The organism is Nitrosococcus watsonii C-113, from assembly GCF_000143085.1.
Lineage (GTDB): Bacteria > Pseudomonadota > Gammaproteobacteria > Nitrosococcales > Nitrosococcaceae > Nitrosococcus > Nitrosococcus watsonii.
In genome coordinates, this window is sequence record NC_014315.1 from 2,615,745 (window position 1) to 2,632,796 (window position 17,052).

Consider the following 17,052-nt stretch of genomic DNA (forward strand, 5'->3'; position numbering starts at 1 on the left):
TGTACAAATTATAAGGTGGAAGTCTATCAGTAGTTGAAAATCTTTCATGATTTTACTCTTGTCCTCACGAGGAGTTAGGTATTTTTGCTAAAACGGGGTTTAGATTGACCTAGACGAACTCACCCCTTCGGCGAATACAGATCGTTCCCGTGGCTGTCCTTACTCTGGATTTTCCCATCTTTAGCCGTGGATGTAGAACTCAGTGCCTTAGTTCTGGCTAATTTTGCATTCGGCATCAACGACACCTTGCTTCTTGTCAAAGTAGCCGCTGCTGCAGATGGTGTTACCCTTCTTAACCTCCCAACCGCTATTGGCGTTCGAGACTACATGATGTGATCCTGGTTTCTTTGGCATGGTCGCCTCCTGTCTACTTGTGAAAATTTCCCGAGGAGATCTGCAGTATGTACATCAGCCACGAATTGGTTCTGAGGAGAATGGCCCTGAGCTGTTCATCGGTCAGCGCAGTCTCCAGCTCGTGAACCCGATTGAACAGCTCGATCATCTTCACCAGCGCCCGGGTATCGTGCATCAGGAAGTCGGTCAGTGGATCGTTGTTCAGCTCCCGGCAAACATAAAGAACCCTGGCTCAACGGGTAGGTTTACCCTCATGAAGCAGGTCCTTCTGGTTGGACACCCCCGGAATCCACGCGGCGACAAGATCATCGGGTGCCAATCGCCTGAGCAGATGGTTCCACAGCTCCCTGAGCGAGCTCAGAATATGCCGTGCCCGGTCGGCATTGTTACCATACAGGGCATCCCGAGCGCCGATGTACGGCCGTGCGAGTCCCGGATCGACCTGTTGCAGAAGAGCGATGCAGCCCGATGTTTCCAGCTCAGATTCGGCGACAAACTGAATTTCCGTTTCGGTCTCATCCTCATCCCGTTCATCCCAGGGGCGGAGGGCCTCGAGTGCGAAGCTGGTTGTGTAGATCTCTCGAGTGGCCCGCGGCAAAACGAAGGCAGGCAGCCGCGTAATGTCCGATATATCCCGCAGTGACTCTGCCAAGCTTCCATACGAGGCTGCCACATGGGCTATCGAGCTCTCCAGCCCCGCAATGACCGGCATCTCGATTTGAAAACAACTCCTTATCGCCTCGAAATCAATGCCCGCCATGAGCCGTTCCGTGGCGGCAAGCCGCAAGGAGGTATCACACAGAGCCAGTCTGGCAGAGGTCTGGAGCTGGGAAAGGTGCGAGAAGTCGTGTTGGACAGGCTTAATATGCTCAAGCCATGACCGGTGTGAAGCAGCAAGGCTCTCGGCAATGCGGCTTGTCACGGTAGTCTGCTTTACCAACTCCTGCCAGTGTTGGTTGGCATTGGCTATCTCCCGTATTCGAGCCGCTGCTCCAGACATTTCGAGAGCACGGCTGATTTCCAACTGCTGACGACGTATCGGTTCCAGCGTGCGTTCCATCTGCTCGATCACGCTCAGATAGGACGGCTTGGCCAGCCGGTTGATGGCCTCCATATCCTGATGGAATTTAGCGAGAGCGGTTCTGGCTGTTTTGACAACCGTCCGACATTGCCGAGTTAACCCGCTTCTTTGGCCCGTTTTGCAGCACTCAACCCACCGCATCCAGGCCCCGCTATCTTGCTCCTGCCACCGGTTTGAGGTATTACCCGAATTTGGGAGCTGATCCGCTCCTTCAGGGCCGGCACGTGTGAAATCACGCCGATCAGCTTGCCGTCCTGCTGCAGGCCCGCGAGAGTTTCCAGCGCGGTATCCAGAGCCTCCTCATCCAGGGTGCCGAAGCCTTCATCCAGGAACAGCGAGTCCACCCGAACATTCCTGCTGGCCATGTGGGACAATCCCAGCGCCAGGGACAGGCTGACGATAAAGCTCTCGCCGCCGGAAAGGTTCTTCGTGGACCGAATCTCCCCAGCCTGGTAGTTGTCAACCACGCTGAGCTCCAGGGGCTGAGCATCGTCGCGGATCAGCAGGTAGCGATCGGTCATTTGCTGGAGTTGCCGGTTGGCGTGACCAAGCATCACTTCAAAGGTCAACCCCTGGGCAAAATTGCGGTATTTCTTGCCGTCTGCAGAGCCGATTAATTCGTGCAGGTTCTTCCACCTGCGGCATTCTTTTTTCTGGGCTTCGATAGCCCCTTGCTTCTCCTTTATCCGCTCTTTGGCGGCAGCATTTTCATCAAGCCTGTGCTTGAGACCGGCAATGATGTCTCGCAGCTCTTTCAGAGATTCCTCCTGTTCCTTGAATTGGGGCTCGAGCTCTTCCAGCGATTTGTCGGTAACCTTTTGGGCCATTGCCGTGGCCAGGCGCGTTTCCCGATCCTTTTGTCTGGCCTTCAGGTCGGTTTGACGCTCATCCAGCGCTCTAGCCTTATCCGCCAGCTCATCGATGGGTTTTGAGAAGACCCCAGGAGTAAGAATATGCGGATTGGCTATGCACGGGTCTCCACTAACGAACAACTGCTCGACCTGCAGCTGGATGCACTCCGGAAGGCCGGTTGTGAGCGCATTTTTACTGACCAGGCCTCCGGCTCTAAAATCAACCGTCCTGGGCTTGCGGATGCGCTCTCGCACCTGCGGCCGGATGATGGATTAGTGGTTTGGAAACCAGACCGGTTGGGGCGGACTATGAAAGGGCTTGTCGATTTTATCAGCGAATTGGCTGAGCGTGAGGTTCAATTCTGTAGCCTGACCGACGGCATCGACACCGCCACGCCGACAGGGCGATTCTTCTTCCATATTATGGCATCCCTTGCCCAAATGGAGCGGGAATTGATCGCCGAGCGAACCCGGGCCGGTTTACTTGCCGCCAGACAACGGGGCCGTGTCGGCGGTCGAAAGCGGCAGATGACTCCAAGTAAAATAGAATCCGCTAGAAAGTTGTTAAACAATGGCGTCCCGCCTCAGGAAGTCGCTAAAAATCTCGGTATCTCCATACCCACGCTTTACCGGTGGGTACCCGCATCCTCACGATAAATGAACATTATACCGAGGACGTGCAAAATCCTTCCTCCTTAACCCGACTTTTCGTTCCGCTGCCCCTCAAACCCCATTTCCAAGCCCACCCTCTATAGCTATGTCTGGGAGGCGCAAGAAAAGACCAATAGAGTATGAGCCGTGCTACCCAAAATCCTTAGCGTGTATTTTTACAGTAATCTGGGTGCTGCCCTTATGTCGCGTTTTGTACTTATGTTGGAATAGAACCCTTTATCCCAGAAACCCCGTTCTAGACGTTCAGCTACGATATGTCGCTCAAATCTGAGGTGTCTGCGTGAGCAGATGCTACTTTTTTGCTTGACAAAGGCAGCTATAAAAACTACATTTGTAGTTACATTGAAAGGATAGGCCGTGTTTGAATGGCATGAAGAAAAACGACAACGTAACCTCGATAAACATGGTCTCGATTTCCTGGATTTCAAGGAGATTTGGCAAGGACCGGTTGTGGAAATATTTTCTTCGCAAGCCGGGCATAGTGAAGCCCGGATCATTGCTATTGGGATGCTGGATGATCGTTGCATCACCGTGATTTATACATGGCGAGAGGAAAAGCGGCGCTTGATTAGCGCCAGAAAGGCGAGAAAAAATGAGTAAGCATATTACGAGAATGAAATTAGGCGAAGGGCTGGAACAAAGTCAAACTGACTGGAAGCGGCTGGATGCCATGAAGGACGAGGAGATTGATTGCAGCGATATTCCAGAGCTGGACGCGCGTTTTTTTGAAAATGCCAAGGTGGTGATGCCCCCCGGAAAAAAGCAACTGACCTTGCGGATAGACGCAGACGTATTGGACTGGATGAAGGCACAGGGCAAAGGTTACCAAAGCCGGATTAATGCGGTTTTGCGGGCTTACTATGAAGCCCACCGGGATGAGGGACGGTAGCCTGCGCCAGGTCGAGCTGGCTGGGTTTTTTATGATTGTGCCTAGAGGTTCTGTTTATGCAGATTGAAATTTCCCCTGGCGTACTCAAAGAGCTTGAGTACATGATCATCTTACACAAGAAAGCCGGTGCGCCGAATCCGTTCGACAACGTGCCCGACCTGAACGCCTACATTCTTACCAGTGTCGCCGACGGCAGTCGGCGTCCGGTGCCTGGGAACGCAGCATACTCGAATCCATGGGGCTGGTGGCCGAATGTCCAGAGCACCGGGAATACCGCGCCAATTACGGCCCCCCGACCGATTACTAAGGACAGCAGTAGCGGCCCGCAATAAACGCAAACAGAGCACCGCCGCCCGGAAGAAATGTCTACGGCAAAAGTCGATCCAGCTATCGTGCCTCATGAACGAGGCACATTATTTCAATGCCTTAGGAAACTTGATATCAATCTCATTGAGCAACTGGTCGGCGATCATCACATTCTCCTGTGCAACATACGTCCAGACCTCGATCAAGTCGTTCTTCGCCTTCGCTGCTAAGACTTTCCGGCGCTCCTCGCTCCGCTTCCTATCCTTCCACTCGATACGATCATCCTCCACGATTTCTGATAATAAATTTATTAAAATATTTTATTAGCTTTTCCAGCTAAGTTTAGATACGTTTCGCTTTGATCCGATAAAGCTTGCTGTGAAAGCCAGCCTTGCGCTTTTTTTGCGTCCTGATTGGTCAGCAGGCGAACTCCCAGAAACGAACGAATTTCTGCACGTTGAGATTTCAACAACCGATCGGAAAAGCTGTAAACTTTAAAAACCGGAGATGGAATGCATAAAGATTTTGCAATATATTCCGCGCATCATGCGGAATCTCCCCGTGCGACCGTGGAAAATAGCCTTCAATCTAAAAAAACTTCAATAACAGAGCAAAACCTAACCGGTGCGCGTCTGTGCGGCCTTTAAGAAAGGCAGTTTCATCAGGGCTCAAACCCCAGAATTACGACGGTTCATCTGCCAACCAATGCCGTTTCATGGTGCGCTTTCCTTCCCATTTTTAAAAGAAAAAGAAAGAAATAGCACATTTTTTAACAAACCGTACTATATACCATAGTGTCTTCTACGTACCTGTTGAGCCCTATTCTGACGTGCTTTCAGCTCCCTCCCTAACATCAGATTAGTCTCTACCTCAATTCCACACCTTTCCAGGAAAAAATCATCCTGTGGGCAGTGCGATGGCACTGTAAATACGGCATCTCCAAGATGGGGTTACCGGGGAAGTGTGTCTGATCGAAAGAGCCTTTGATCTCGGCGGTAATCCCATCGCCGAAATGCATCCATTACTCAATAAGGAAATGGCTATCTATACCTGATCCAGGTGGTGACAGCTAAGCCAAATTACGTTCTACTATGATTGCAATGTTTTTTTGCAACAGTGCCACAATAAAAAGACGTCTTATCGTGCCATTACAATAATTTCGCTGGCTTGGCCTTGGCGCGCAAGGATTCTGCCAATGCTTTAAGTAGAGGCACATTGAGCAATTCATAATAGGCATCCACGTGTTGATATGTCATCTGCTCGATGAAGGTCGCCCGTTTTGGCTTGGTGTTTACTTTACCATCCAAGGGCTGATGGTCTGTCTCTATGGCAGCTATCTGCGCATAGTCTTTGGTCGCTACTAAATCGATTGCTATATCGATAAGCGGCTTGACTCAAAAAGGTGACTCAATCGACGGCTTGTACAAATTGGGTATCTGCTTTAGACCGCTAACTTCCCAGGCATACGGCACCACGTCCAAAGAGTTCCAAATCCTGTGAGCATGGCTGCCGAGCCGTTCGTGGAAGTAGTTAGCCCAACTGTTATTTCCCGCTGTCGGCCCTGCGTAGCAGTAAGCGTATAGCTTGGCATTTTTTTGCCTATCCCATTGCTCTCCTTGAATGTCAGCCAACCATAACGCGACAGTGGAAGCCATTTCACCACCGAGGCTATGGCCGGTGACAGTAAGGTTTGAAACGCTGGCGCTGTTTATAAAATCGATTAAGCGTAGATTCGCACCCGGAATACCTTGGCAGGGCTTGAGGTTCTGAAATATGGCCAAGCTGAGAGCGGCAGAGGAAGAAATTCTTGCACCCGCAGGGCAGCTCCCGTATTTCCATGGATGTGTATGAGCGACGAGGAAATCTTCAAATATCCAATCTGTAATCTCATACGGGTTTGTGCCGCTGATAGCGATAGCATACTGAGATTCATCATTTACGCTCTGAACAACATAGACAGTATTATCCCTATACTTTGCGAGCAGTGGGAACTTAAAAACAGAAGGCCCCATACTAATTTTCATTTACCTTTTACAGGCTCATAAGATTCCAAGTAGTATTTGATTTGGTTGCATACTTCATTTTCTGCATTGCAGTCACTCTCTTCAATGGACGCGCCGGTATCGGCAATGAAAGCGAGTGCAAACATCACTTGCATAGGGGTGTAGTTTGTCATTGTATTTTATTTTCCTTTTGAACTCGGGGTTGTTTTTTTGATACATGGGTCTAATCCTACAAAGGTACGAAACGCGACATAGGGTTATCATTCCTGTGGAAAGTGGCGGTAAAAGGTTGTTCTTCCGATACTGAGTGTTTTGATAATATCCGAAATAAACGGATAATTTTCAGTATCCTGGTTTTATTCCCACAAAGGCATGAAATACGACACACGATCTTTGATAAGCTTATGATAAAAATAGATTTTCAGTAACTTTACTACTCCTATGATACCTCTGGCACGGTAATGTCTACGAGGCCCGGGAAGAAATTGAAGATCTGGACTGGCAAGCCGAAGCGCTCGAACTCGATACGAACACTTGGGTAAGCTAGCTAAAATGGTTGCACAAAGGTGCGCATCTATTGCTGCGAATGCGCGCCCGAATTTTAAAACGGCGAGCTGAAGACAAGATTTGCCGAATGGTATCCTGGGCTTTGACTGTCATGATGAGACCGATGAACTCAAGCAGGCAGCATGATTACCCCGCAGTTATTGATGCTCCCTATCCTCGCCCGATGACAGAGTTTTTGCAACAGAGACTTATCAAGTGCCACAAAAGGTTTGGGACACACGTTCTTTCGGCGCAGGAGGGTTTTTGAATTCAGTGTATTTCTCTTTATCTTTATAGGGCTCAGACAGCACATCCAGCAGTTCATGTAGCTTTGAGAAGTCAGCGTTCTGTTCTACAGCGTTAAGCGCTGCTTCTACACGATGATTACGGGGTATTACCACCGGGTTAGTCGCACCCATGAGGCACAGGGAAGATGGGAACGGTTTGGTGTTACGTTCCAGCCGCTGTTGCCATCTATCGTACCAATGTTTGAATTCTTGATCCTGATAGTGTGGCTCTTCGGGAAAATGCTCATCCATCAAATCACGGAATGTATTAGTATAATCCGCATGACTGCGCTGCATCCATTGCAGAAGCCCGTTGATGAATTCCATATCTTCTTTTTCTTCACCGAACAGCCCCAGCTTGCGACGCATCATTGCCAGCCATTCCTGCTGAAATAATGCCTTGAATGACTGGATGGCTTCCTCTGCCATTGCGGTAGCCTTCTCAATATTTTCATGCAGTAGCGGAAGGATAGCTTCAGCAAACCGTGCTAAGTTCCACTGCGCGATACGGGGCTGATTGGCATAGGCATAACGCCCCATGTGGTCGATGGAGCTGAACACGGTGTTGGGATCATAGCTATCCATGAATGCACAGGGACCATAATCAATGGTCTGACAGGAAACGGCCATATTGTCCGTGTTCATCACACCGTGAATAAACCCTACTCGCAGCCATTCGGTGATAAGTTTTATCTGGCAAGCCATGACGGCCTTGAGCAGCTCAAGATAGGGGGTATCAGAGTCTATTATTTCTGGATAATGGCGCTGTATAGTATAATCAGTAAGTTGCTTCAGGCCTGCTTTATCTTCTTGTGCGGCCAGATATTCAAATGTGCCCACACGCAGGTGACTGGATGCGACGCGGGTCAGAATCGCTCCTTGCAGTACCGTTTCCCGGTAAACAGATTCGCCGGTGGTGGCTATCGCAAGACTACGGGTGGTAGGGATGCCCAGCGCATGCATGGCTTCGCTGATGATATACTCTCGCAGCATCGGACCTAATGCTGCACGCCCATCACCGCGCCGGGCATAGGGTGTTTGGCCCGAGCCTTTGAACTGAATATCCACCCGTTTGCCGTCTGGGGTGAGATGCTCGCCGATTAAATGGGCCCGCCCATCACCCAAATAGGTAAAATGGCCAAACTGATGCCCGGCGTAGACCTGCGCCAGAGGCTCTGCACCTTCTGGAAGCTGATTGCCTGAAAAAAGCTGTGCTAATTCATCCTCAGAGGAGGCTTTGAAATTTAATCCTAGTTCTTCTGCCAGGACATTATTGACAATGACAAGGCGTGGTTCATGCACAGGAACCGGATGCAGCTTCGTGTAAAAGTGGTCGGGCAGCTGCGCATAGGTATTATCAAAATGCCAACCGATATCCTGATGTTTCATAGCTATATGGGTCTCCAAATCTTCAATCGTGACTGAGGTGTCCTGGTCATCGTGGATGCTCCTGTTTCAGTAACCCCCTGTGGTTTGCGGAAGTTTTGAGCAAATACAGCCGGGGCCAGATAGCCAAGGCACGAGTGGCAGCGTTGGCGCTTTCCCCCTCTGGCTTTGCTGACCCCATGTCGTTAAGGTCACTTTCGGAATCGATAACCGCTCGGCAGCCTCCGCCAACGATAACCCTTGCTTAATACTCTAATACTCGCTTCATTGCCTCTGCCCAAAACTCCGGCGTATCGTTTTGTTTAAGTTCCATTCTCTGCCTCCTCAATCAGTTATTTTAACCTATCAGGGGCGTCCCTTTTTTTCAGGATACCTCAGCCATCATTCAGAAATAGCGCAGGTCGCGCTTCAATAGAACTTAGCCGAATAATTTTTGGAATATACCTTTTCGAGGGGATCTGCAAAAAGCCCCATTTTGTCACTGCCTATCCTATAAAGGAAAGAGAATGATTCGTGAGCTTGAACTCGTTGTACTCACTCAGGACGTGCCCGAGCATGGACTTAAAGCGGGCGATCTGGGAACAGTGGTGCTCATCCACGAAGCCGGCACCGGCTATGAGGTCGAGTTTGCCACCCTCTCGGGAGAGACCCTGGCCGTACTGACCTTACCCGCCGACTCTCTTCGGCCTGCGGCAACCAGGGAGATTGCCCACGTGCGGGAAGTGGCCTAATTGCCGGAAGAAATGACGGTACGGTCTTTGCTCCAAGTCCTACGCCCTTTCCAACAAGTCCATGATTGCCGGTACCCATATCGCCTTTGCTTCCGCCCTCTACCTGGGTGGCGCGGCTTTATTTGAATACGACACGGATCTCCTTGGCTGGGCGCTGGCGGCGGGGGCTTCTCTGCTGCCGGATGTGGATTTGCCCACTTCCAAGCTGGGGCGGGTGCTGTTTTGGCTCTCCACTCGCCTGGAGAAGCATTTTGGCCACCGCACGATCACCCATTCCTTCCTTGCCCTGATGGTCCTGGCGGTGCTCATTTCCCCCCTCCTGTGGCTCAAGCCGGTCTATTTTGGCTGTTTCTGGGCGGTTACTGGTCCCACCTGTGGATCGACATGCTCAACCTTCGGGGCGCCGATTTGCTCTGGCCTTCCCCGGTGCGGGTGGTGATGCCGGGGAATCGAGACTACCGGATGGCGGTGGGCAGCAAGGCGGAGAGGGTACTCATGACTGTCTTGCTGGCCGCCTGTTTGGCGCTGTATCCCGTGAGCGGCCTGGGCTTTCGCACCGGCTTGCAGCATTTACTGGGCAATTTTGATCTGGCCCGGGAGGCTTTTATCAAGGAGGCGGGCACCCATTGGTTTACCCTGGAGCTGGAGGCCATTGATAATCTGACCTTGGAACATATTGCCTGCCGATGCCCCGTGCTCGGGGTGTGGCAGCAGGGACTGATTGTGCTCCATCAGGGCCAGCCGAGAGCCGTGGGCAAGTCCCAAGTGCATCACAATCTCTATCCCACGAGGGCCAAGCTCCTGGCGGGGGAAGCCTTGCGGGTGGTGTCCCATAAGGTGGAGATGCAGGGCCGGTCTTTGGATTGGCTTTTGAAACGCTTGGACCCGAAACACACGTATTATTTATCCGGGGAAATGCAGGTGGGGAGCCGACTGGCGCCGGTGGCGGATATTGATTTGTACCATCCGGTGGCTTTCAATGGGAAAGTATTGCGGCTGCACTATGCCCGAGGGCAAGAGCTGGCGCCTTATCTGAATAGGGTGGCCATCCAGGGCGAGGTGTATGTGCAGTTTTGGCTCAGGCCCGGCGATCCACCGGTGGCGTTAAGGATAGCTGATGATAAGCCGGCAGAGGTCATACCGGAGGTGTTGAAAGGATACTTGTGAGGCTGGAGTCATTGCTGCCTCATAGGCGGCGAGTCGGTGTAAGAGGCGCAAATAGGCCATTAACCGCCTTGTCCATGGCCTGATGGGACGGGCATCAAGTCATTAGGGAATATAAGTAAAACAATAGCTTATATAATTTTTTTGCTTGACAATAGGTGACATATTTGTCACCTTATTGGGGTGACCCGGAATACCCGACCCATTGCTTGGATCAAGGCGGCTCGAAAAGTGTTTGAGCGGTTCCCCTCAGAAGCCCAGCTTGAAATCCAGCGGGCGTTGACCGTGGCTGCCGAAGGCCGCAAGGCCGATATCGCCAAGCCTATGAAGGGATTGGGCGCTGGGGTTTACGAGATCGCCTTGCGGTTTCGTACCGATGCCTACCGAACCGTCTATACCGTCAAGCTCGGTGAAGAAGTTTGGGTCATTCATGCTTTTCAGAAAAAATCCCGGACCGGCATCAAGACTCCCCAACAGGACATCATGCTCATCCGGGAGCGTATCATACGACTCAAGGAGATGGTGAAATGAGCAAGGACATCGAAATTGTGCGCGGTAGTGGCCATGTGTTCCGCGACTTTGGGCATCCCAACGCCGATGTGGAGCAAGCCAAGGCTATTCTAGCCGCCAAGATCATCGGGGTACTGGAGGACTCTGGGCTCTCGACCCGGCAGGCCGAAGCGGTTACGGGGGTTAATCACAGTGAATTTGTACGCATCCGCCGCGTGAAGCTAGACCGCTTTACTATCGATCGGCTCATCACCCTTCTGAACCGCCTTCATCAGCGGGTTGAATTGGAAGTGACCGTACACCCCGCGCAGGAGAAAGAAGGCGCTTTCCTGGGTCGGGAATACGTGAGCAAGAGATAGCCCAAGGAAAATTTTCTCTCCTTGTGCTGAGGATCACCTCACCCGGTTTATGCTGGAGTTGGGCAAGGGGTTGGCCTTTGTGGGCAAGCAATATCACCTGGAAGTGGACAGAGATGATTTCCACATCGAATTGCCCTGTGATGTGGCGATTGAGCTCAAGAATGGCCCCTTTCGACCCGAATACACAGGAAAGCCGAATTTTTATCTGATCGCCTTGGTCGAGGATCATCCTTCCATTGGACTGATTCTCCGCAAGGACAGGAACAATGGGGTAGCCGAGTATTCCCCGGGGGAGGCGGGCAAGCCCCTTGGGATTTCCCGCTATGAGCTGGCCGGGACATTGCCCAAAGAGTTGAAAGCCAATCTGCCGACGGTGGAGGAGGTGGAGGCGAAGTTTGGCCGCCAAGGTGCCGATAACTACAACAACACGAACGCAGAAGATGTTTGAGCAGACCTTTAAAAATATCGATGACGTGCTCCGGAAGGAAGCGGGGTGCAATTCGGAGCTGGATTACACTGAGCAGACCTCGTGGATACTGTTCCTCAAATACCTGGATGATTTGGAGCAGGAACGGGCCATGGAGGCCGAACTTAAAGGCCAGCCCTATACCTTTATCATTGACGAGGCGCACCGGTGGTCCCGCTGGGCGGCGCCGAAGCAGGCCGATGGCGCCTTCGATCATGACCAGGCCTTGACCGGCGATGATCTCATCGACTATGTGAACCAAGAGCTGTTTCCCTATTTGCAGGGGTTCAAGCAGCGGGCCACCGCACCCGATACCATCGAATACAAGATCGGGGAAATTTTCGGCGAGATCAAAAGTAAGTTCCAGAGCGGCTACAGCCTGCGGGATGTGCTGGAGCTGGTGGATCAGCTTCACTTCCGCTCCCAGAAGGAAAAGCATGAGCTGTCCCACCTCTATGAAACCAAGATCAAAAACATGGGCAATGCTGGGCGCAATGGCGGGGAGTATTACACCCCGCGGCCGTTGATTCGCGCCCTAATCCAGGTGATACAGCCCAAAATTGGCGAGCGCATCTATGACGGGGCGGTGGGCTCTGCCGGGTTCCTGTGCGAAGCCTATGAACACTTACGTCCCCAGGCAGACAGCGTCAGCCAGTTGCAAACCCTCCAGAGCCGGACGTTTTACGGCAAGGAGAAAAAGAGCCTGGCCTACGTCATTGGCATCATGAACATGATCCTCCACGGCATCGAGGCCCCTAATATTCTTCACACCAACACCCTGGCCGAGAATATCCGCGATTGGCAGGAAAAAGATCGCTTCGAGGTGATCCTGGCCAATCCCCCCTTTGGCGGCAAGGAGCGCAAGGAAGTTCAGCAGAACTTTCCCATTAAGACCGGCGAGACGGCCTTTCTGTTCTTGCAGCATTTCATCAAGACCCTGAAAGCCGGGGGCCGGGCGGCGGTCGTCATCAAAAATACGTTCCTATCCAATTCCGATAATGCCTCACGGGCATTGCGTAAAGAGCTTTTGGAGAGCTGCAATCTGCATACCGTGTTGGACTGTCCCGGTGGCACCTTCCTGGGAGCTGGAGTGAAAACCGTGGTGCTGTTCTTCGAGAAGGGGGCACCCACCCGGCGTGTTTGGTATTACCAGCTCGATCCGGGCCGAAGCCTGGGCAAAACCAATCCCCTTAATGATGAGGACTTTAAGGAGTTTCTCGCCCTGCAACCGAGCTTTGCAGATTCAGCAAAATCCTGGTCGGTCGAGGTGAAGGACATTAATCCCGATACCGTTGACCTGTCGGTGAAGAATCCCAACAAGCCCGAGGAAACGCCCCTGCGGGAGTCGGAAGCGATCATTGCCGAAATGGCGGCCTTGGATGCGGAGAGCGCCAAAATCCTGGAAGACATCCGGGGGATGTTATGAGGGAGGGCTGGAAGATAATCTCTTTGGGAGAAATTGCGACGGTTAGTGCGGGAAGTTCTGCGCCTCAGAACAAGGAACTCTTTGAAGGTGGTACGCATCTATTCGTTCGTACATCTGATGTTGGCAAAATTCGGGTTGGTTTAATTAATAATTCAGCTGACAAACTCAATGAAAAGGGGATAAAGAAGTTAAAGCTATTTCCCTCAGGGACCATACTATTTCCCAAGAGCGGCGCATCAACATTTTTGAATCATAGAGTAATTCTCACTTGTAATGCATATGTTTCAAGTCACTTAGCAGCAATTAAAGCGAAAACCCAATCTGCATTGGATAGATATCTTCTTCACTATCTCACAACAGTGAAGGCGCAGGACTTGATCCAAGATCACAAGTATCCATCTCTAAAAGTAAGTGACATACAAGGTATTGAGATTCCCCTTCCCTCTATCCCCGAACAAAAACGCATTGTTGCCATTCTCGATGAAGCCTTTGAAGGGATTGGGCGGGCCGTTGCTAATGCCGAAAAGAACCTTGCCAATGCCTGTGAGCTGTTTGAGAGCTATTTGAATTCAGTCTTCACCCAGAAGGGCGAGGGGTGGGTTGAGAGGAAGCTTGGTGATGTATGCAAGAATCTCGATAGCAAACGCATTCCTATTACTAAATCGAAAAGAAAAAGCGGCAATATTCCGTATTATGGCGCATCCGGTATCGTTGATTATGTTGCGGACTTTATCTTTGATGAAGATTTGCTCCTTGTCTCTGAAGATGGTGCAAATTTATTAGCGCGAACCTATCCAATTGCTTTCTCGATCAGCGGCAAGACATGGGTTAACAACCATGCGCATGTTTTACGGTTCGATGAAATCAGCTCGCAAAGGTTTATTGAATACTATTTAAACTCGATTTCTCTAGTCCCGTATGTGAGCGGAATGGCTCAACCTAAACTCAACCAGAAGGCGCTTAATTCAATACCGGTTTCTCTTCCGCCAGCAGATGAGCAGCGCAAAATAGTCACACAGCTAGACAAACTTTCAGCTGAAACCCACCGCTTCGAAGCCATCTACCAACAAAAACTTACCGCCCTCGCTGAACTGAAACAATCCCTTCTGCACAAGGCCTTCACTGGAGAGCTAACCGCCAAGCCTGACACCGTCCTCAAGCACGAGGCGGTGGCATGAATGAAGCCGAAACCCGTGCCGAACTCATCGATCCTGCCCTAAGAGCCGCAGGCTGGGGCGTGGTGGAGGGCAGCCGGGTACGGCGCGAGGTCATCACGCTGGGCCGGTTGCAGGGCGCGGGGCAGCGAGCCAGACAGGACATTGCCGACTATGTCTTGATCTACCGGGGCCAGAAGCTGGGCGTCATCGAGGCCAAAAAGCGCAGCCTGCCGGTCACGGAAGGGGTCGGTCAGGCCAAGCACTACGCCGAAAAGCTCCAACTCCGCTATGCCTATGCCACCAATGGCGAGGGGATTTACCAGATCGACATGGAAAGCGGTGAGGAAGGGCCTATCGGTCATTATCCCACCCCGGAAGCACTCTGGAACCTCACCTTTGCTGAGGAAAACGCCTGGCGGAACCGTTTTGCCGAAGTACCCTTCGAGGATAAGGGCGGAGCCTGGCAGGCGCGGTACTATCAGGAGATTGCCATCAATAAGACCCTGGAGGCCATGGCCGTCGGGCGTGCGCGTATTCTCCTGACCCTGGCCACCGGCACCGGTAAAACCTTTATTGCTTTCCAGCTGGCCTGGAAATTATTCCACAGCCGCTGGAATTTAAGCCGCGAGCCAAACCGTCGCCCGCGCATCCTGTTTCTGGCCGACCGCAATATACTCGCCGATCAGGCCTACAATGCCTTTTCGGCTTTCCCCGAGGATGCCCTGGTGCGGATTGACCCGGCCACGATCCGCAAAAAGGGCCGTGTGCCGAAAAATGGCAGTCTCTTTTTCACCATCTTCCAGACTTTCATGACCGGCCGCGACGCCGCAGGCAATCCCGCACCGAGCTTTGGTGAATACCCCCCGGATTTCTTTGATTTCATCGTCATTGACGAGTGTCACCGGGGCGGGGCCAATGATGAAAGCAACTGGCGGGGTATTCTGGAGTATTTCTCCCCGGCGGTGCAGCTGGGCCTGACCGCCACGCCCAAGCGCCAGAGTAATGGGGACACCTACGCCTATTTTGGCGAGCCGGTTTATGTCTACTCCCTGAAAGAGGGGATCAATGACGGCTTTCTCACGCCCTTTAAGGTGAAGCAGATCGCCACCACGCTGGATGATTATGTCTACACCTCGGACGACCAGGTGATCGAGGGAGAGATCGAGGAAGGCAGGCGCTACACGGAAGACGATTTTAACCGTGTGATCGAGATCAAGGCGCGGGAGCAATACCGCGTCAAGCTGTTCATGGATATCATCGATCCGCGCCAAAAAACCCTGGTGTTCTGCGCGACCCAGGAGCACGCCCTTGCGGTGCGTGATCTCATCAACCAGATGAAAAAAATCCCGGAGCCGAATTATTGTGTGCGGGTGACGGCCAATGACGGCGCGCTGGGCGAGCAGCACCTGCGTACCTTCCAGGACAATGAAAAGACGATCCCCACGATTCTCACCACCTCGCAAAAGCTGTCTACCGGCGTGGATGCCCGCAATGTCCGCCACATCGTCCTGATGCGGCCGATCCATTCAATGATTGAGTTCAAGCAGATCATCGGACGGGGCACCCGCCTGTTTGACGGCAAGGACTACTTCACGATTTACGATTTTGTGAAGGCTTACGAGCACTTCAATGATCCCGAATGGGACGGGGAGCCGGTGGAACCCGTGCCGCCAAGACCGAAGAAAAAACGCACAGGCGATGATGACGAATCGGAGAGCGATGGAGAAGACCCGGAAGGAGACATCAGCGAGCCGCCGCCGCGCCAGACAATAAAAATCAAACTGGCCGATGGCAAGGCGCGAACCCTCCAGCACATGACGGCCACCACCTTCTGGAGTCCCGAAGGCAGGCCCATGTCTGCGGCGGCATTCATTACCCGGCTCTTTGGGGAATTGCCTGAGCTGTTCAAGGACGAAGATGCGCTGCGGGCGCTCTGGAGCCGGCCCGAGACCCGCAAGGCGCTCTTGGAGCGCCTTCAGGAGAAAGGCTACGGCGAAGCGCAGCTAGGCGACATCCGGCGCATGATCGATGCCGTTAACAGCGATCTGTACGATGTGCTGGCCTATATCGCCTTTGCCCTGGCCCCCATCAGCCGTGTTGAGCGGGTTTCAGCCCGCAAAGAGCGGATATTGTCCCGCTACAGCGAGGATGAAAAGCTCCAGGCCTTCCTGGATTTTGTGCTGGTGCAATACGTCAGGCAGGGTGTGAGTGAGCTGGATCAGGAAAAATTGCCTGACTTGTTAGAGTTGAAATATCACTCTGTAGGGGATGCGGCGGCCCAGTTAGGCGGGGTGGCGAAAATCCGTGAGGCCTTCGTCGGTTTTCAGCATTATCTCTATGAGCCGTAGAGACGGTTCATCTGCTTTTTTTGAGAAGTGTTTATCGTTATGCTTTTGTAAAATAAGTAAAAATAAGGCACATGATGGAAGATATAGACGCAAAAGAAGAAACAATAACACCGGAAGCACTCATCACCGAGTTCCTTAAGGACATGCGAGGGACGGAAGGAACGGACGTTGAGTTGCTTGATATTCTCTCTGAGCACATTCTGACTGTGACGCCATCTGAGACGGCTGTTAACTGTGCTGCTTCAGCCATAGAAGTGCTAGCAAAAGAACGAGCGGAGGTTCTGGGTGGTAGTTCCAGCAATCACAATTGAGGCGCTTAAGGTTGAGGGATTTCGGGCATATCTTCAGCCCCAGACACTCGATCTCTACCGAGGTAAGACGCCTCTTAGCCTTGCTGTTTTCGCGCCAAACGCCAAGGGCAAATCAAGCCTTGTGGACGCTTTTGAGTTCTATTTTTCTAAATCTGCGACTCTTGGACGTTTAGGAGTGCGCACTGCCGAGCGGAATGCTGGTCGT

Annotated in this window: 20 protein-coding genes and 1 pseudogene; 12 read left to right on the forward strand and 9 right to left on the reverse strand. The window is 52.1% G+C overall.

Annotated elements, in window-relative coordinates; translation table 11 throughout:
* Positions 1–367 precede the first annotated feature (367 nt).
* The 3 genes from NWAT_RS17090 to NWAT_RS11795 are packed head-to-tail and all read right to left on the reverse strand — an operon-like array spanning position 368 to position 2,262.
* Complete coding sequence (locus tag NWAT_RS17090) at positions 368–529, reverse strand: hypothetical protein (RefSeq protein WP_013221296.1); 162 nt, start codon at positions 527–529, stop codon at positions 368–370.
* 57 nt (positions 530–586) lie between these two features.
* Positions 587–1,576, reverse strand: coding sequence for a pPIWI-associating nuclease domain-containing protein (locus NWAT_RS11790; RefSeq protein ID WP_157679896.1), 990 nt, complete (start codon positions 1,574–1,576; stop codon positions 587–589).
* Positions 1,531–2,262: an SbcC/MukB-like Walker B domain-containing protein gene (locus tag NWAT_RS11795; protein WP_232420114.1), complete on the reverse strand. Its 732-nt coding sequence runs from the start codon at positions 2,260–2,262 to the stop codon at positions 1,531–1,533. Before NWAT_RS11795 ends, NWAT_RS11790 begins: the two co-directional genes overlap by 46 nt.
* 126 nt (positions 2,263–2,388) lie before the next feature.
* Between NWAT_RS11795 and NWAT_RS11800 the strand changes: the two genes are divergently transcribed.
* The 3 genes from NWAT_RS11800 (at position 2,389) to NWAT_RS11810 (ending at position 3,847) form a co-directional block, all read left to right on the forward strand.
* Positions 2,389–2,943: a recombinase family protein gene (locus NWAT_RS11800; protein ID WP_013221298.1), complete on the forward strand. Its 555-nt coding sequence runs from the start codon at positions 2,389–2,391 to the stop codon at positions 2,941–2,943.
* Between the two features lie 372 nt (positions 2,944–3,315).
* The gene (locus NWAT_RS11805) at positions 3,316–3,558 is read left to right on the forward strand and encodes a BrnT family toxin (RefSeq protein ID WP_013221299.1); all 243 of its coding nucleotides are present in this window, start codon (positions 3,316–3,318) and stop codon (positions 3,556–3,558) included.
* A complete protein-coding gene (locus NWAT_RS11810) occupies positions 3,551–3,847 on the forward strand; it encodes a BrnA antitoxin family protein (protein WP_013221300.1) in 297 nt (98 codons plus the stop codon). The genes NWAT_RS11805 and NWAT_RS11810 overlap by 8 nt, the downstream gene beginning before the upstream one ends.
* Before the next feature lie 110 nt (positions 3,848–3,957).
* Here NWAT_RS11810 and NWAT_RS16730 read toward each other — a convergent pair whose 3' ends face one another.
* The 6 genes from NWAT_RS16730 to NWAT_RS11830 form a co-directional block, all read right to left on the reverse strand.
* Entirely contained in the window at positions 3,958–4,248 is a 291-nt protein-coding gene (locus tag NWAT_RS16730; protein ID WP_157679898.1) for a hypothetical protein, read from the reverse strand.
* 12 nt (positions 4,249–4,260) lie between these two features.
* Positions 4,261–4,443, reverse strand: a complete 183-nt coding sequence (locus tag NWAT_RS11820; protein ID WP_013221302.1) for a hypothetical protein — start codon at positions 4,441–4,443, stop codon at positions 4,261–4,263.
* A 20-nt stretch (positions 4,444–4,463) separates the two neighbouring features.
* A complete protein-coding gene (locus tag NWAT_RS18070; protein ID WP_157680047.1) occupies positions 4,464–4,685 on the reverse strand; it encodes a DUF4158 domain-containing protein in 222 nt (73 codons plus the stop codon).
* An 862-nt stretch (positions 4,686–5,547) separates the two neighbouring features.
* Positions 5,548–6,177: a lipase family protein gene (locus NWAT_RS11825; protein WP_041350709.1), complete on the reverse strand. Its 630-nt coding sequence runs from the start codon at positions 6,175–6,177 to the stop codon at positions 5,548–5,550.
* A complete protein-coding gene (locus NWAT_RS16740) occupies positions 6,174–6,329 on the reverse strand; it encodes a hypothetical protein (protein WP_013221303.1) in 156 nt (51 codons plus the stop codon). Before NWAT_RS16740 ends, NWAT_RS11825 begins: the two co-directional genes overlap by 4 nt.
* Before the next feature lie 585 nt (positions 6,330–6,914).
* Positions 6,915–8,378 (reverse strand): protein adenylyltransferase SelO, encoded by a 1,464-nt coding sequence (locus NWAT_RS11830; protein ID WP_013221304.1) that lies wholly within the window; start codon positions 8,376–8,378, stop codon positions 6,915–6,917.
* Positions 8,379–8,881: 503 nt separating this feature from the next.
* On the opposite strand from NWAT_RS11830, the gene NWAT_RS11835 reads away from it, so the two are divergent.
* The 9 genes and pseudogenes from NWAT_RS11835 (at position 8,882) to NWAT_RS11875 (ending at position 16,847) form a co-directional block, all read left to right on the forward strand.
* Positions 8,882–9,106 (forward strand): DUF4926 domain-containing protein, encoded by a 225-nt coding sequence (locus NWAT_RS11835; protein WP_013221305.1) that lies wholly within the window; start codon positions 8,882–8,884, stop codon positions 9,104–9,106.
* Positions 9,107–9,167: 61 nt separating this feature from the next.
* Positions 9,168–10,273, forward strand: a pseudogene (locus tag NWAT_RS11840) (metal-dependent hydrolase).
* A gap of 180 nt (positions 10,274–10,453) precedes the next feature.
* Complete coding sequence (locus NWAT_RS11845) at positions 10,454–10,801, forward strand: type II toxin-antitoxin system RelE/ParE family toxin (RefSeq protein ID WP_013221306.1); 348 nt, start codon at positions 10,454–10,456, stop codon at positions 10,799–10,801.
* Positions 10,798–11,139, forward strand: a complete 342-nt coding sequence (locus NWAT_RS11850) for a helix-turn-helix domain-containing protein (protein ID WP_013221307.1) — start codon at positions 10,798–10,800, stop codon at positions 11,137–11,139. Before NWAT_RS11845 ends, NWAT_RS11850 begins: the two co-directional genes overlap by 4 nt.
* A 10-nt stretch (positions 11,140–11,149) precedes the next feature.
* Positions 11,150–11,587: a PDDEXK nuclease domain-containing protein gene (locus NWAT_RS11855; RefSeq protein WP_269724283.1), complete on the forward strand. Its 438-nt coding sequence runs from the start codon at positions 11,150–11,152 to the stop codon at positions 11,585–11,587.
* Positions 11,580–13,031 carry a class I SAM-dependent DNA methyltransferase gene (locus NWAT_RS11860; RefSeq protein WP_013221308.1) on the forward strand — a complete coding sequence of 484 codons (1,452 nt, stop codon included), beginning with the start codon at positions 11,580–11,582 and terminating at the stop codon, positions 13,029–13,031. Before NWAT_RS11855 ends, NWAT_RS11860 begins: the two co-directional genes overlap by 8 nt.
* Entirely contained in the window at positions 13,028–14,209 is a 1,182-nt protein-coding gene (locus NWAT_RS16230; RefSeq protein WP_013221309.1) for a restriction endonuclease subunit S, read from the forward strand. Before NWAT_RS11860 ends, NWAT_RS16230 begins: the two co-directional genes overlap by 4 nt.
* Positions 14,206–16,536, forward strand: coding sequence for an EcoAI/FtnUII family type I restriction enzme subunit R (hsdR, locus tag NWAT_RS11870; protein ID WP_013221310.1), 2,331 nt, complete (start codon positions 14,206–14,208; stop codon positions 16,534–16,536). Before NWAT_RS16230 ends, hsdR begins: the two co-directional genes overlap by 4 nt.
* Positions 16,537–16,607: 71 nt before the next feature.
* The gene (locus tag NWAT_RS11875) at positions 16,608–16,847 is read left to right on the forward strand and encodes a hypothetical protein (RefSeq protein ID WP_041350714.1); all 240 of its coding nucleotides are present in this window, start codon (positions 16,608–16,610) and stop codon (positions 16,845–16,847) included.
* The last annotated feature ends 205 nt before the right edge of the window (positions 16,848–17,052 follow it).